This is a genomic window from Asanoa sp. NPDC049573 (genome assembly GCF_040676615.1).
GTDB lineage: Bacteria > Actinomycetota > Actinomycetes > Mycobacteriales > Micromonosporaceae > Asanoa.
Genome location: NZ_JBFAPI010000005.1, coordinates 266,359 through 280,102 on the forward strand (window position 1 = coordinate 266,359; position 13,744 = coordinate 280,102).

Here is a 13,744-nt window from a genome sequence, read left to right on the forward strand (position 1 = left end):
GGACCGCGACCGAGGTGGCGAAGGAGACGGCGACCGAGGTGGCGAGGGAGACGGCGGCGCGCGAGTCAGCGAGGACCGCGACCGAGGTGGCGAAGGAGGCGGCGGCCCGAGAGTTGGCGACGGAGACGGTGGCCCGAGAGTCAGCGAGGACCGCGACCGAGGTGGCGAAGCAGACGGCGACCGAGGTGGCGAAGGAGACGGCGGCGCGCGAGTCAGCGAGGACCGCGACCGAGGTGGCGCAGGAGACGGCGGCGCGCGAGTCAGCGAGGACCGCGACCGAGGTGGCGCAGGAGACGGCCGCGCGCGAGTCAGCGAGGACCGCGACCGAGGTGGCGAAGGAGACGGCCGCGCGCGAGTCAGCGAGGACCGCGACCGAGGTGGCGAAGGAGACGGCGGCCCGAGAGTCAGCGAGAACCGCGACCGAGGTGGCCAAGGAGACGGCGACCGAGGTGGCCAAGGAGACGGCGACCGAGGTGGCGAAGGAGACGGCGGCGCGAGCGTCAGCGAGGACCGCGACCGGGGTGGCGAAGAAGACGGCGACCGAGGTGGCGAAGGAGACGGCGGCGCGCGAGTCAGCGAGGACCGCGACCGAGGTGGCGAAGAAGACGGCGACCGAGGTGGCGAAGGAGACGGCGGGCCGAGAGTCAGCGAGGACCGCGACCAGGGTGGCGAAGAAGACGGCGGCCCGAGAGTCTTTGAGGACCGCGACCGAGGTGGCGAAGAAGACGGCGGCCCGAGAGTCTTTGAGGACCGCGACCAAGGTGGCGAAGAAGACGGCGGCCCGAGAGTCAGCGAGGACCGCGACCAAGGTGGCGAAGAAGACGGCGGCCCGAGAGTCAGCCAAGACCGCGACCAAGGCAGCGAAGAAGACGGCGCCTCGAAAGTCAACCAAGACCGCGACCAAGGCAGCGAAGAAGACGGCGCCTCGAAAGTCAACCAAGACCGCGACCAAGGCAGCCAAGAAGACGGCGCCTCGAAAGGCCGCGAAAAGCGGTTAGGCGTCTACTACTGCGCGGCTGGCGCCTGGAGGGGCCTGCGTTGCGTCACGGTGGCTGCTTCCACGGTCGCTTTCCCGTCGAAGGTTTCGTCCTCGGGGTCTGCCCCGCGCAGCTCGAAGAGGAGCCACGCGACGACAGGGTGCTCCTCGACGGACTCCAGCACGTGATCAGTGGTGTCGGGAGCCCCAACGCGTGCGGCCAGATAGAAGACCGTTTCTTCGATGTACGCGTGCGCCACGAGCTCTCGACGCTGGGCGCCAGTCCGATCGGACCTGAAGGTCGGCGAGCACGCGCGGACGCCGAAGTAGGCTGCGCTGCGTGGCAAGTTGCAGCCGGGCGCCGGAGTCGAACACAACCAGCACATCCGGATCGCCGGGCTGCCACTGACCAGCCGTTGCGGCACCGCGCGCACCTGCCCGGAAGTCACCTCGGCGACGTCATCGTCGCGGCCAACCGGACCGCGTCCCAACACCGCCGTCCACGACGTGCGGCCCGGCTCCAACGCCGCCACGAACGAATACGGCCATCCCGGAATGAACTGATCCCGACCATGGCCGCCGGCATCCCCAACGAGTCCGGCTCCGGCAGCCCGAACCCGCCGCAAACGCCGCCGGACACTAGAGCTCGATCATCCTGAGGGCGCCACCGAGGACGCTGCCTTCAAGCACGGCGTCCCTCGCCGGCATCACTGCCCGAAGTGCGGAGCGCGACGCGCGCAGGTTCGAATCACCCGGGCCGAGGCAGACGCGCCCCCGCCAGCGGTTACTGCGGGCCGCGCGGCCTCCTGGATCAACTTATCCGCCGTCGGCGCCAGACGTGGGCCGCGACGCCCAAGTGAGACTGGCGAACGCGGCGGCCCGCGCGACGTGGACGGTGCAACCATGCGGGACACGGCCTTTCCTGGCCGGCGCGGGCTAGACCCAGACCGGGGCACCGGACTTGGCGTTGACCCTGACCCGCACGTCCAGGCCGCGGCCGCCAATGCGTCTCGTACCTACCGACCCGTCAACGGGCTTGACGAGGTCGCCACCCTTGACCCGACCGGCGTCACTCTTGTCATCGTCGGTAATGGCACGTGAACAACTCCTAGGCCACCACAGCCGCGGCGGCCCACATGGCTACGTCGACCTTCTCGTCTTCACCGTCGGGACGGTCGGCGATGAGCCGACCACGACCGGACCATCAACGGCTGTGCTGCTCACGTCGCTCCGCCGCGAGGGCGATGATCTTCTTTAGCTCAGCAGCCAGGACGGACTGTTCCTGCTCGGTCAGTGGCAGCACGCCGAGGCTGCTCTGCACGGCCGCGAACTGCTGCTTCTCGTACGGGGTTCCGGGTGGCAGCGGGGCGACGTGCCAATGCACGTGTGCGTTGCCCTGCTGCGAGCCCAGGGACATCAGGTAGATCCGCTCGGTGGGCACCACCAGCTTGAGTGCCTCCGCGACGTCGTAAACCACGTCGGTGAGATGGCGGAACAGGGCCCGGTCGCCGGTTACGTCGACCACGTGCGCGCGCGGCACGACCAGGCTGTAACCGAGCAGTGGAGGAAACCGGTTGAGGAACGCCACGCAGATCTCGTCTTCGTAGAACACGTGGTGCCGATAGTCAGCATCACCGCGCAGGGAGGCGCAGATGAAGCACGGCCCGGTGCGGACCCGTTCCTCGTAGGCGGCGGCGTCGAACGGGATCGTCACCGCTTCAACGACGGCCCGGTCACCGTCGGCGGGCGGGCGCCGAGGAAGAAGATGCCCGGGAAGCCGCTGGTCTCGAAGCCCGAGCTCTTGTTGCCCTTCCAGGTCGTGTTCTCCACGCGCATCGTGCCGGTGCGGTCGTTGCTCACGAAGAACACACCGCCGCCGCCTTCCTTTGCGGTGTTGTCCTGCACGACGGAGCCTGCGATCCGCAGCGTGAACAGGTTTCCGTCCAGGTAGATCGCGCCGCCGCTGCCGCCGCCGGGTGAGCCTGAGCGGGCGGGGTTCGCGCCGCTGCCGATCGCCTTGTTGTTGCGGAACACGCTGTTGAGCACCACCCAGGACACGCCGATGCTGGACAGCGCCGCCCCGTTGGAGCACACGCCGCCCTGGAACGTGCTGCCGACGATGTAGACCGGCTCGCCGTGGAACTGGCTGAGCACCCGGATCGCCGCGCCGCCGAGGTCGGGGCCGCTCGCGTCGCAACGGTTGTCGACGAACCTGGTGTTGACCGCCTTGAAGCGCCCGCCGCGGACGAAGATGGCGCCGCCGCCACCACCCTCGGTCTTGTCGCCGGTCGAGTTGCCGCCGGTGAACGTCAGGTTCTGCACGGTCAACTGTGGCCGGTCCTGGTCCTGACAATGTGACGTGAGGAAGCCCTGCGCCTCGTCGCACGTGTTCATGTAGAGAATCCGGCGCTTGCCGCCGCCGCTGAGGGTGACCCGGCCGCCGCCGTCGAGCACGATCTTCGGTCCGTTGGCGTTCTTGATTTTCGCCGTGGCGGTCATCGTGATGGTGACCGGGTCGGGGCCGCAGTCGAACGTGATGATCCCGCCGGCCGCGACCGCCTTGACGACGGCGTCGGACGTGCAGCTCGCCTTCGTACCCGTGCCGATCCTGCGGGTCGGTTTGCTGGTGTTCTCCGCGCGGGCCTCGGCCGGGATCGCGGCCTTGCCGCCCGGGTTGCCGAAGCTGGCCGGTTTCGCCGGCGGCTTGGGCGTGGGGCCGCGGCCGATGCCGTCCTTGCCCGGGGTCGGTTGCGCGTCGGCCTGCGCGGAGGCGGACCCGGTCGGTGCCGGCAGCTGTCCCGCCGCTTCCGGCTGGCCCGGCCCACAAGCCGAGATCAACAGCAGGAGCAGCAGGGGTACGGCGGTCGCGCGGATCGTTCGCACCCGAACGACCTTAGGGGTTAGGCGTGGAAATCCGCGAGCCGTTCGCCTTCCGCGTGCAGTCGCTCGCGCTCGGTCGCGGTGAGCGGTCGGAACTCGTCGTATTCCAGCCTGCCGTCGACCGCCTTCCAGGTGCCGGCGACGGCGCCGTCGACGAGGAACACGGCGAAGGACTGTGGCGCGCGGATGTGGAAGATCCGGGGTCGGAATTCCTCGGGGAGGATGGCCGACCGGCGGGCGTGCACCAGCAGCGAGGCGTCCCAGTTGGGCAGGAATCGTGGCGGTGCGTCGGTGTCGCCGTCGGCGATCGGGCCGCCGGCCAGGTCGACCAGTTCGGTGCCGTCCTCGGCCAGGTAGGTGGTGGTGTCCAGGTTGGCAAGGGTTGCGGCAACCGTGGCAACCGGAAGGCCCGACCAGGTGGCGATCTCCTTGCGGGTGGCCGGGCCGAAGCCGGTGAGATAGCGGCGCAGCAGGTGCGTCGTGCCCTCCTCGACGGTGCTGTCCGGCGGGCCGACCCACTCGTCGGCCAGGGCATAGAGGTCGGCACGGCGGCGTTCCCAGGTGCCGCACGGGGGTTGCCGCACCATGTCGAGCCAGAGGCCGATCAGGCGGCGCTGGTCGGCGCCGATCAGTTGGTCGATCTCGCGCTGCTTGAGCGGGCCGTCGGCGAGCGCCGCGCGTAACGTGGCGGCGGTTCTCTCGAGTTCCGCCGCATCCGGCGCCGGCTTGAACGATCGCAGGGCCATGGCGCGTCGGGCCTCGCGGATGGCCAGCGCCCAGGGCCAGTAGTCGCGCCTGCTGACCAGGTGGATGGTCGCGCGCAGCAAGGTGCCCTGGATGATCTCGCGGTCGTGCAACAGTTTGGTCACGATCGGCCGCTCGACGCCCTCGGCACGCGACCACAGGCCGATGTAGATCGCGGGGGAGTACTGGGCCTGGAGGCCGGCCATCCGCTCTAGCACCCTGGGCAGCTCGTCGCGGGAACGTTCCAGCAGCAGTTGGCGGTGCAGGACGGTCCGGTTGACCTCTCGGTCGGTCAGGATGCGCGCCACGGGCCTCAGACTTTCATATCCGCCAGGTGGCTGATGTCTCGGTGGCGAGTTGCGCGGAGGCTGGTTCCCGTGCCAACCGGCCGCCCCACAAAGCTGTGAGCGGCGGCAACCTCAGAACGATCGGCCTCCGCAGGCGCCGATTCGATCAAAGGTTGCCGCCGCCCACAGTAGAGGGTAGGCCGCCCATTTCCCCTGAGCTGTGTCGGATCTGGTGGCTGAGCCCCACCGGATCCGGCGATGTCAGGCCCTTCCGGTGTGGCCTGACAAGGTGCAGAATTACAGGTCGTGCCAAAGGTTTGAGACGACGGAGGTGGACGCTTTCGCGGCCGAAAAGTGCGATGCTGCGGACGAGGCAAACGCGCCGGACATGCTTACGGCTGCGATGCTAGCGGCGACCGCCATAACCGCGACGGTCCTGGCAAGCAGGGTTTGGAGTCTGCTTTTGTGCATGGCGGGCTCCTATTGAGAGTTGTGCATATACCCTGGCCAGGCTGTAAAAAAAATAGTGCAGCACGGAAAGCAACTACACAAGCACAACGTGAGCAGACCGCTACGGACAGTTGGCTCAACGCCACCTGGCGGATCGTCACCTGGATGTGAGTTTTACACGGATTAGGTTGGCTTTCTCCTGCTGTTGCGCGTGCAATCTGCAACTTTCACAACCGTAAACGCCACATATGGCCAATTTGTTGCTTGCCGACTAACCGGCCGAAACCCTCACGGCGCAGCGGAAGGGAGTCGCGTGGTGGCAGATTCGCAGGCGCCGGTGGACCCCATCGGCCGCGACCGCCAGTTGGGAGCGTTGCGCCAAGCTGTCGACGACCTCGCCCGTGGCCGGGGCCGGGCCTTCCTCATCGAGGGCGAGCCGGGGATCGGCAAGACCTCCCTCGCCCGCGCCGCGACCGTCGCCGCCCGTGATGCCGGGGTCAACGTTGTCTGGGCCGTATGTGACGAGCTCAGCCAGGCATTTCCCCTGCTGCCCATTCTCGAGGCGCTGCGCGGGCACCCCGGCGTGTCGCCGAGTGAGCACGCGAGCATTTCCGAGTTGCTGCGCACCGACGCCGGCTATGGCAGCCGGATCGACGTCATTCCGGCGGCGACCGAGAAACTGCTGGCCTTGATCGGCGATCTCTGCCGCGATTCGGCATTGATGCTGGTCGTCGACGATCTTCAGTGGGCCGACGCGGCCACCGTGCAGACCCTTGGCCGGCTCGTCCGCGCTGTCAGCCATCTGCCGCTGGTGGCGATCGGCCTGACCCGCATGATCCCCCGGCGCGACGACGTGCTGGCGCTGCGCCGCGCGGTCGAGCCCGGGGTGCTGAGGATCGAGCACCTCACCAACGAACAGATCGCCCAGTTCGTCGCCGAGCTGGTCGAGGGCACCCCCGGGCCACAGCTGCTCGAGCTCGCCGCCGGCGCGGGTGGCAACCCGCTCTACCTGACCGAGCTGGTCGACGTGCTGGTCCGGGCCGAGGCGCTCACCCGCACCGGCGAAACGGTCGAGTCGGGGCAGACGACCGCGCCCAACTCGCTGTCGGCCGCGATCTCCGACCGCCTCGAGTTCCTCTCCGCGGCGGCCCGCGACCTGTTGCGCGTCGCGGCGTTGCTGGGCATCGACTTCTCGGTGCACGAGCTCGCGGTGGTGGCCGGCCGGCGGGTGCCGGAGCTGCTGCCGATCCTCGACGAGGCCATCCTTGCGGGCGTCGTCCAGGAGAGCGGCAACGAGATGGCGTTCCGCCATCCCCTGATCCGCGACTGCCTCTACGACAGCATGCCCGCGGCGATCCGCGCCGCCTGGCACCGCGACGCCGCGCGGGCGCTCGCCGACGACGGCGCCCCGGCCGAGCGGGTCGCGCGGCAGCTCCGCCCCACGCTCGACGAAGACGGCGGTGCCAACGCGGTCGACGCGTGGGTGGTCAAGTGGCTCGCCGACGCGGCGCCGCAACTGGTCGGCCAGGCGCCGAAGGTCGCCATCCCGATGCTGCGCTGGGCGCTCAACGGCACCCCGAGCGGCGCCGCGTCGCACGACGTGATCGCCTGCCGCCTGGCCGACGCGCTCGTCCGGGTCGGCGACCCGAGCGGCGCCGCCGAGGTCGCGGCGGCCGCGTTGATCCACGTCAAGCTGCCCGACCTGCTGGTCGACCTGCATTGGACCCTGGTCACCTGCAACGCGGTGATCGGCAAGCACGAAGAGTCGCTCGGTCCGCTGGAGCGCGCCCTCGACGCGCCGGGCATCCGGGCCCGCCACCGCGGCCGGTTGCTGGTGTTGATGGCCCGCGCCCACCGCGCGCTCGGCCAGATCGACGCCGCGGCGACCGTCGCCGAAGAGGCGCTGCTGACGGCGACGGAGGCCGGCGACCCCTGGGGGATGGGTTGGGCGTTGCTGGTGCAGACCATCCTGCACGGCATGCGCGGCGACACCGAGCTGGCGCTTCCGCTCTACGAACGCGCCCTCGCGGTCGCCGAGCAGGACCCGGCACTGGCCGACCTGCGCCTGATCCTGCAGATCAACCAGGCGGTCGCGCTGGGCATGATGGACCGCTACGACGAGGCGATCAAGGTCGCCCAGCAGGTCCGGCACTCGGCCGACCGGGTCGGCAACGTGTTCCGCCTGGCCCAGGCCCAGAGTGCGCTGGGCGAGCTGCTGTTCGACAGCGGCAAGTGGGACGACGCCCTGATCGAGATCAACCTGTCGCTCGGCGTCAGCAAGAACCCGGTGGTCGACTGCGCCCAACACGGTCTGGCCGCGACGATCCGGCTCCACCGGGGCGACGCCGACAGCGAACGCCACCTCGCGGCCGCGGCCCAGTTCAACGACCTGGTCGGCGACCGCATCTGCCGCGCCTACGCGATGGCCAAGAGCCTCAAGCTCGAACGCGAAGGCGACCTGGCGGCGGCGTTGGCGGTGCTGCTCGACGGCATGTCCGACGTGCAAGACAACGAGGAGTCGATCGAGCTGCTGGCCGACGCGGTGCGCCTCGCCCTCGCGGTCGACGACGAGGTCACCGCCAAGGCGATCGCGCTGCGCGCCGTCGCCGCCGGCGAGGGCGCTCCCGCCCCACACCGGCGGGCCGTGTCGCTGCACTGCCAGGGCCTGCTGGCCAGCGACCCGGCCGGCCTGCTCGAGGCCGCCAACGGCTACCGCGCCGCCGGCCGCCCGCTACCCCGGGCACAGGCCCTCGAGGCCGCGGCGCTGGCGATGGCCGAACGCGGGGAGATGGCCGAGGCGCGCAACCTCTTCACCGACGCCTACTCGCTCTACGCCAAACTCGGCGCCGGGTGGGACCTCGACCGCACCCAGGCGACGTTCCGCCAATACGGCATCCGCCGCGGCCCGCGGGTCCGGCACCGCCAGGCCCGGCGCGGGTGGGAGTCACTCACGCCCACCGAGGTCCGGGTGGCCGGCATGGTCGCACAGGGGATGTCCAACCCGCAGATCGCGGCGCAGCTGTTCCTGTCGCGGCGCACGGTGCAGACCCACGTTTCGCACATCCTGGCCAAGCTCGAACTCCAGTCGCGCATCGACATCGCCCGCGAGGCCGGCCAACGCGAGTTCACCCACGTGGTGAGCTGACAGCTCCGGCATCCGCCACCAGGCGGATGCCGGCGCCCGCCGCCGACACTCCCCGGCAACGGCCCGCAGCCAAGACATCCGCCATTGTGGAGCGCGTCCGAGACCGCCGAACCCCAACCATCCGCCAACGTGCGCAGATTAGATTTGGGTCGCACGCGGGCAGCGGCACCGGAAGCCGGGCCCGAGCCGATCGCTCGATGGACGGCGACCCGGTGGGTCGGGCCTCAAACGGAGACGCCACACCGGGAGGAGGCGGCCCGATGTGGCGTCTGTTCCAGGTCCGTGGAGTCGGTGCGGGCTACAGGGGCGGTGCACCTCGTTGCCCGGGTATGCCGGGCCAGGGTGGGCGGCAGGTGCAGATCCAGCCGCCGAAGCGGCGGTGGGTGCGCATGGCGCCGAGGCGGGGTGGGCTGGTCCCGCAACCGCAGCGGCGGCAGGCGCGTCCCGCGGTGGTGGAACGGCGCCGGCCGAGCCATCGCCCGACCGGCACCGATCCGTACCCGCGACCCAGGGTCAGCCGGCGCGGCATGACCTGGTGGCCCGCGCCTCGGGGGTCGGCTTGGAGGCGCCTCGCTGTCGCGGGATATAGGCGCGCGGCAGGTCGATCTGGTCGACCTCGTCGCGTCCGCCCATGGTGAGCAGGTGACGACCCAGGTGGGCGCGGAGGCTCGCCTCCCAGACGCTCTGCTCGATGTGTGGTGGGGCCACCCAGCGATGTGAGCTGTCGCTGTAGTGCAGGTGCTCGTCACCACGGCCCAGGATGCTCAATTGGGACACCTTCTCCGCCACGTCGGCGCTGGCGGCCCCAGCGCTCAACCAAAAGCTTCGTCTGAGCGGGTGGCGGAGATAACGGCCAGCGCGCGGACATTGGGTGGGGCATCGAGACCCAGAAATGGCGTACGTATGCAATCGGCCTCCCATACATGCGCCAGGTGGCGGATGTCCGGGTGGCATTCGGAGCGCAAGCTCATCACAACCGAGCGTGAAGTCCTCGCTGACGTACCGCCAAGGGGCTGCGGTGGTGGGAGACACAGGGGACGTGACCGACCCCCCGACGGTCACGCCCCCTGCTCGGGATAGGCCGTGAAGCGGCACACACCCACCCCCACCAAGATCCGCACGGCAGTGCAGGATGGGAGGGGACAGGTGTGAGGGGAGCGCATGGCAGGCCGGATCCGCGAGGAAGACATCGCGCTGGTTCGTGAGCGCACCGCGATCGCGGACGTCATCTCCGAGCACGTGACGCTGAAGAGCGCGGGCGGCGGCAACCTCAAGGGTTTGTGCCCGTTCCATGACGAAAAGACCCCTTCGTTCACGGTCGCGCCGGGCCGAAATGTCTTCTTCTGTCACGGTTGTGGCAAGGGTGGCGACGCCATCTCCTTCCTGATGGACGTCGACCACCTGACCTTCGTCGAGTCGGTCGAGCGGCTCGCCGGCCGCGCCGGCATCCAGCTCCGCTACGTCGAGGGCGGCCCCGCCCCGATGCGCGCCCAGCAGCAGGGCGTCAAGCAGCGCCTGGTCGCCGCCCACGCGGCCGCCGCCGAGTTCTACGCCGGCCAGCTGGCCACCCCGGGCGCCAGGCTGGCCCGCGAGTTCCTCGCCCAACGCGGCTTCAACCGCGCCGCCGCGCAGGATTTCGGCTGCGGTTTCGCACCTGAGGGCTGGGACCCACTGACCCGCCACCTGCGGCAGAGCGGCTTCAGCGGCCAGGAGCTGGTCGCCGCCGGCCTGGCCCGCGAGGCCCGCTCCGGCAACCTGATCGACCGCTTCCGGCGCCGGCTGGTCTGGCCGATCCGCGAGCTGTCCGGCGACATCATCGGCTTCGGCGCGCGCAAGCTCTTCGACGACGACGACGGCCCGAAATACCTGAACACGCCCGAGACGACGCTCTACAAGAAGTCGCACGTGCTCTACGGCATCGAGCACGCCAAGCGGGAGATCGCCCGGCAGGGCCGCGCGGTGATCGTCGAGGGCTACACCGACGTGATGGCCTGCCACCTGGCCGGCGTCAAGACCGCGGTCGCGACCTGTGGCACCGCGTTCGGCGGCGACCACATCAGCGTGCTGCGCCGGCTGCTGATGGACACCGACGCGTTCGCCGGGGAAATCATCTTCACCTTCGACGGTGACGCCGCCGGGCAGAAGGCCGCCCTGCGCGCCTTCGACGAAGATCAACGGTTCGTCGGCCGCACCTTCATCGCGGTCAGTCCGGACAACATGGACCCCTGCGAGCTCAGGTTGGCAAAAGGCGACCTGGCTGTTCGCGACCTGGTCGCGCGCCGCGAGCCGATGGTCGACTTCGCACTGCGACAGATCCTCCAGAAATACGATCTCGACTCCGTCGACGGCCGGATCGAGGCCATGCGCCGGGCAGCACCACTCGTCGCGAAGATCAAAGACCGGGAGAAGCGTCCGGAGTACGTGCGAAAGCTCGCCGGCGACCTCGGGATGGAGATCGAGCCGGTGCAGCGGGCCGTGGCCAGCGCGGGCGCGTCGGCGGCCACCCCGACCGCGACGGCCAACAACGCGATGGTCCGCACCGACAGCCCGCAGGCCCGGGTCGAGCGCGAGGCGCTCAAGCTGGCCATCCAGGTGCCGGTGCTGGCCGGGCCGATGTTCGACGCGATCGGCGAAGAGGCCTACTCGACCGCCGAGTTGCGCACCGTGCGCGAAGCGATCGCCGAGGCCGGCGGCGCGGTCAGCGGCACCAGCGGCGTGGTCTGGATCGAGCGGGTCCGCGACGCCTGCGGCGACCTGACCGGCAAGGCGCTGATCGGCGAACTCGCCGTCGAGCCCATGCTGCGCGACGCCGATCCCGACCCGCACTACGTCTCGGTGCTGCTGGCCCGGCTGCAGTGGGGCGCCACCGACAACCGGATCCGCGAACTCAAGTCGAAGGTGCAGCGGATCAACCCGGTCACCAGCAAAGACCAGTACCTGGCCCTGGCCGGCGAGCTGTTCTCCCTGGAGCAACATGCGCGGGCCCTGCGCGAGCAGGCGGCGGGCGGGCTGTGAGGACGGCACGATGAGCCTGTGGGACCTGTTCCGGCGCCAGCCGAAACTGCCGGCCGACGCCGGTGTCACGCTCGACAGCGGCGAGCGGGTGATCGCGTGGGCGCGTACCCAGTCCCGCTCCTATGTCGTCGCCACCGACCGCGGCCTGCGCCTTCCCGACCGCGACCGGCTCGACTGGCACCAGATCCACAAGGCGGTCTGGTCGGGCCGGGAGCTGTCCGTCACGCCGGCCGAGGTGGTCGAGGAGCGCGACGGCTACGACGTGATGGCCGACCTGCCGCCGCAGTCGGTGCTGTTGGTCGAGCCGCGAGAGGTGCCGCAACAGGTGCGCGCCCGGGTGACCGGTTCGGTCTCGTACAGTTCGCACCACCCGGTCGACGGCGGCGGCGTGCGGGTGGTGGCCCGCAAGGTCCGCGGCCGCGACGGTCTGGCGTGGTCGGTGCGCTACGACCCGGGCACGCAGACCTCCACGCCCGAGGTCGTCGAGGCCACCGGCGCCTTCGTGGCGGAGGCCCGGGCCGCGACCACGCCCCGCGACCTCTGACCGTTTCTCATCAGCGGGCGCCGATATCCGGTGTCCTCTGTCGTACCCCGTCGCTAAGGTCCGACTGTGACTGACGGCAGGCCGCTCATCGAGGCGACGGGGCTGGTCAAACGCTTCGGCGGGTTCACCGCGGTCGACGGCATCGACGTGGCGGTGCGGGCCGGCGAGGCGTTCGGCTTCCTCGGCCCCAACGGTGCCGGCAAGAGCTCGACCATGCGCATGATCGGGTGCGTGTCGCCGGTGACCGAGGGCTCGCTGCGGATCCTGGGGATGGACCCGGCCCGCGACGGCCCGGCGATCCGAGCCCGGCTCGGCGTCTGCCCACAGACCGACAACCTCGACCCCGAGCTGACGGTGGCCGAAAACCTGACCACCTACGCCCGGTTCTTCGGCATCCCGCGCAAGGTGGCCCGCGCCCGGGCCGCCGAGCTGCTCGAGTTCGTCCAGCTCACCGAGCGCGCCGGCAGCAAGGTCGAGCCGCTGTCCGGCGGCATGAAACGGCGGCTGACGATCGCCCGCGCGCTGGTCAACGAGCCTGACGTGGTGCTGCTCGACGAGCCGACCACCGGCCTCGACCCACAGGCCCGCCACCTGGTCTGGGAACGGCTGTTCCGGCTCAAACGCCAGGGCGTGACGCTGGTGCTGACCACGCACTACATGGACGAGGCCGAGCAGCTCTGCGACCGCCTCGTGGTGATGGACGGCGGCCGGATCGTCGCCGAGGGCTCGCCGCGCGACCTGATCGACCGCCACTCCACCCGCGAGGTCGTCGAGTTGCGCTTCGCCGCCGAGTCCCAGGAGCTGTTCGTCGACAAGCTGGCCGGCATCGCCGAGCGGGTCGAGCCACTGCCCGACCGCGTCCTGCTCTACGTCGACGATGGCGACGCGGCCGTGGCCACCGTCCACGAGCGGGCGCTCGAGCCGGCCAGCGTGCTGGTGCGGCGCAGCACGCTCGAAGACGTCTTCCTGCACCTGACCGGCCGCACGCTGGTTGACTAGCCACGGTGGAGCTGTCGATTTCGCGCCTACCCGTTCGTCTTACCGCGTGACCATCCGGCCGCGACGTGGAGGATCGATGAAATACATCATGTTGATCTACCAAAACAGTGCACTCGAAGAGCAGGCCAAGCTGCCCGAGGATGAGCAGAAGCAGGTCTACGCCGACTACATGGCGATCAACAAGACGCCGGGCGTCACGCCCGGGCTGCCGATGGGCCTGCCGCAGAACGCGACCACCGTGCGGGTCGAGGGCGGCAGGACGCTGACCACCGACGGCCCGTTCGTCGGCATGAAGGAGGCGGTCGGCGGCTGGTTCATCCTGGAGGCCGACGACCTCGACGCCGCCATCGAGGTGGCCGCACGAGTGCCGGCCGCCCGCTATGGCGGCGCCGTCGAGATCCGCCCCTCGGAGGTCTATTGGTAGCCGTGGCGACCGTTGGCCTCGGCGCGGCCGCGCCGATGGCTGATGCGGGCGGCGTCCTCGAGGTCCGCGCCTGGAAAGGCCTGTTGGTAGCCGTGGCGACCGTTGGCCTCGGCGGGGCCGCGCGCATGGCTGGTGCGGGCGGCGTCCTCGAGGTCCGCGCCTGGAAAGGCCTGTTGGTAGCCGCAGCGACCGTTGGCCTCGGCGGGGCCGCGCGCATGGCTGGTGCGGGCGGCGTCCTCGAGGTCCGCGCCTGGAAAGGCCTGTTGGTAGCCGCAGCGAC

General features: G+C 70.1%; 12 protein-coding genes. 6 read left to right on the plus strand and 6 right to left on the minus strand.

What is annotated here, in order from left to right:
• Positions 1-998: hypothetical protein (locus AB0J74_RS14250; protein ID WP_363448153.1), on the plus strand; the 998-nt coding region annotated here is incomplete at its 5' end.
• Positions 999-1,005: 7 nt separating this feature from the next.
• On the opposite strand, the gene AB0J74_RS14255 is transcribed toward AB0J74_RS14250, so the two are convergent.
• The 4 genes from AB0J74_RS14255 to AB0J74_RS14270 all read right to left on the minus strand — a co-directional run bounded on the left by AB0J74_RS14255 (position 1,006) and on the right by AB0J74_RS14270 (position 4,908).
• Positions 1,006-1,509, minus strand: a complete 504-nt coding sequence (locus AB0J74_RS14255; protein ID WP_363448155.1) for a hypothetical protein — start codon at positions 1,507-1,509, stop codon at positions 1,006-1,008.
• A 671-nt stretch (positions 1,510-2,180) separates the two neighbouring features.
• Positions 2,181-2,690 (minus strand): HIT family protein, encoded by a 510-nt coding sequence (locus tag AB0J74_RS14260; protein WP_363448156.1) that lies wholly within the window; start codon positions 2,688-2,690, stop codon positions 2,181-2,183.
• Positions 2,687-3,859, minus strand: coding sequence for a hypothetical protein (locus AB0J74_RS14265; RefSeq protein ID WP_363448157.1), 1,173 nt, complete (start codon positions 3,857-3,859; stop codon positions 2,687-2,689). Before AB0J74_RS14265 ends, AB0J74_RS14260 begins: the two co-directional genes overlap by 4 nt.
• A gap of 17 nt (positions 3,860-3,876) precedes the next feature.
• Positions 3,877-4,908, minus strand: a complete 1,032-nt coding sequence (locus AB0J74_RS14270; RefSeq protein WP_363448158.1) for a winged helix DNA-binding domain-containing protein — start codon at positions 4,906-4,908, stop codon at positions 3,877-3,879.
• Positions 4,909-5,653: 745 nt separating this feature from the next.
• On the opposite strand from AB0J74_RS14270, the gene AB0J74_RS14275 reads away from it, so the two are divergent.
• On the plus strand, positions 5,654-8,482 hold the full coding sequence (locus AB0J74_RS14275; protein ID WP_363448159.1) for an AAA family ATPase: 2,829 nt from the start codon (positions 5,654-5,656) through the stop codon (positions 8,480-8,482).
• Positions 8,483-8,995: 513 nt separating this feature from the next.
• Here AB0J74_RS14275 and AB0J74_RS14280 read toward each other — a convergent pair.
• The gene (locus AB0J74_RS14280; protein WP_363448160.1) at positions 8,996-9,250 is read right to left on the minus strand and encodes a hypothetical protein; all 255 of its coding nucleotides are present in this window, start codon (positions 9,248-9,250) and stop codon (positions 8,996-8,998) included.
• Between the two features lie 393 nt (positions 9,251-9,643).
• Between AB0J74_RS14280 and dnaG the strand changes: the two genes are divergently transcribed.
• From dnaG to AB0J74_RS14300, 4 genes are all read left to right on the plus strand, one after another.
• Positions 9,644-11,497 carry a DNA primase gene (gene dnaG, locus AB0J74_RS14285; protein WP_363448161.1) on the plus strand — a complete coding sequence of 618 codons (1,854 nt, stop codon included), beginning with the start codon at positions 9,644-9,646 and terminating at the stop codon, positions 11,495-11,497.
• A 10-nt stretch (positions 11,498-11,507) separates the two neighbouring features.
• Positions 11,508-12,041, plus strand: coding sequence for a hypothetical protein (locus AB0J74_RS14290; protein WP_363448162.1), 534 nt, complete (start codon positions 11,508-11,510; stop codon positions 12,039-12,041).
• Positions 12,042-12,107: 66 nt separating this feature from the next.
• Complete coding sequence (locus tag AB0J74_RS14295; protein ID WP_363448163.1) at positions 12,108-13,040, plus strand: ABC transporter ATP-binding protein; 933 nt, start codon at positions 12,108-12,110, stop codon at positions 13,038-13,040.
• Between the two features lie 76 nt (positions 13,041-13,116).
• Positions 13,117-13,464 (plus strand): YciI family protein, encoded by a 348-nt coding sequence (locus AB0J74_RS14300; protein ID WP_363448165.1) that lies wholly within the window; start codon positions 13,117-13,119, stop codon positions 13,462-13,464.
• Here the strand turns inward: AB0J74_RS14300 and AB0J74_RS14305 are convergent.
• Positions 13,455-13,744 (minus strand): hypothetical protein (locus AB0J74_RS14305; protein ID WP_363448166.1); only part of this gene is annotated, 290 nt, incomplete at its 5' end. The two genes, AB0J74_RS14300 and AB0J74_RS14305, sit on opposite strands and share 10 nt — an antisense overlap.

What these genes read in the sequence shown, in the direction of transcription:
- dnaG (WP_363448161.1), top strand. Translation starts at nt 9,644, where the DNA reads ATGGCAGGCCGGATCCGCGAGGAAGACATCGCGCTGGTTCGTGAGCGC.
- AB0J74_RS14290 (WP_363448162.1), top strand. Translation starts at nt 11,508, where the DNA reads ATGAGCCTGTGGGACCTGTTCCGGCGCCAGCCGAAACTGCCGGCCGAC.
- AB0J74_RS14300 (WP_363448165.1), top strand. Translation starts at nt 13,117, where the DNA reads ATGAAATACATCATGTTGATCTACCAAAACAGTGCACTCGAAGAGCAG.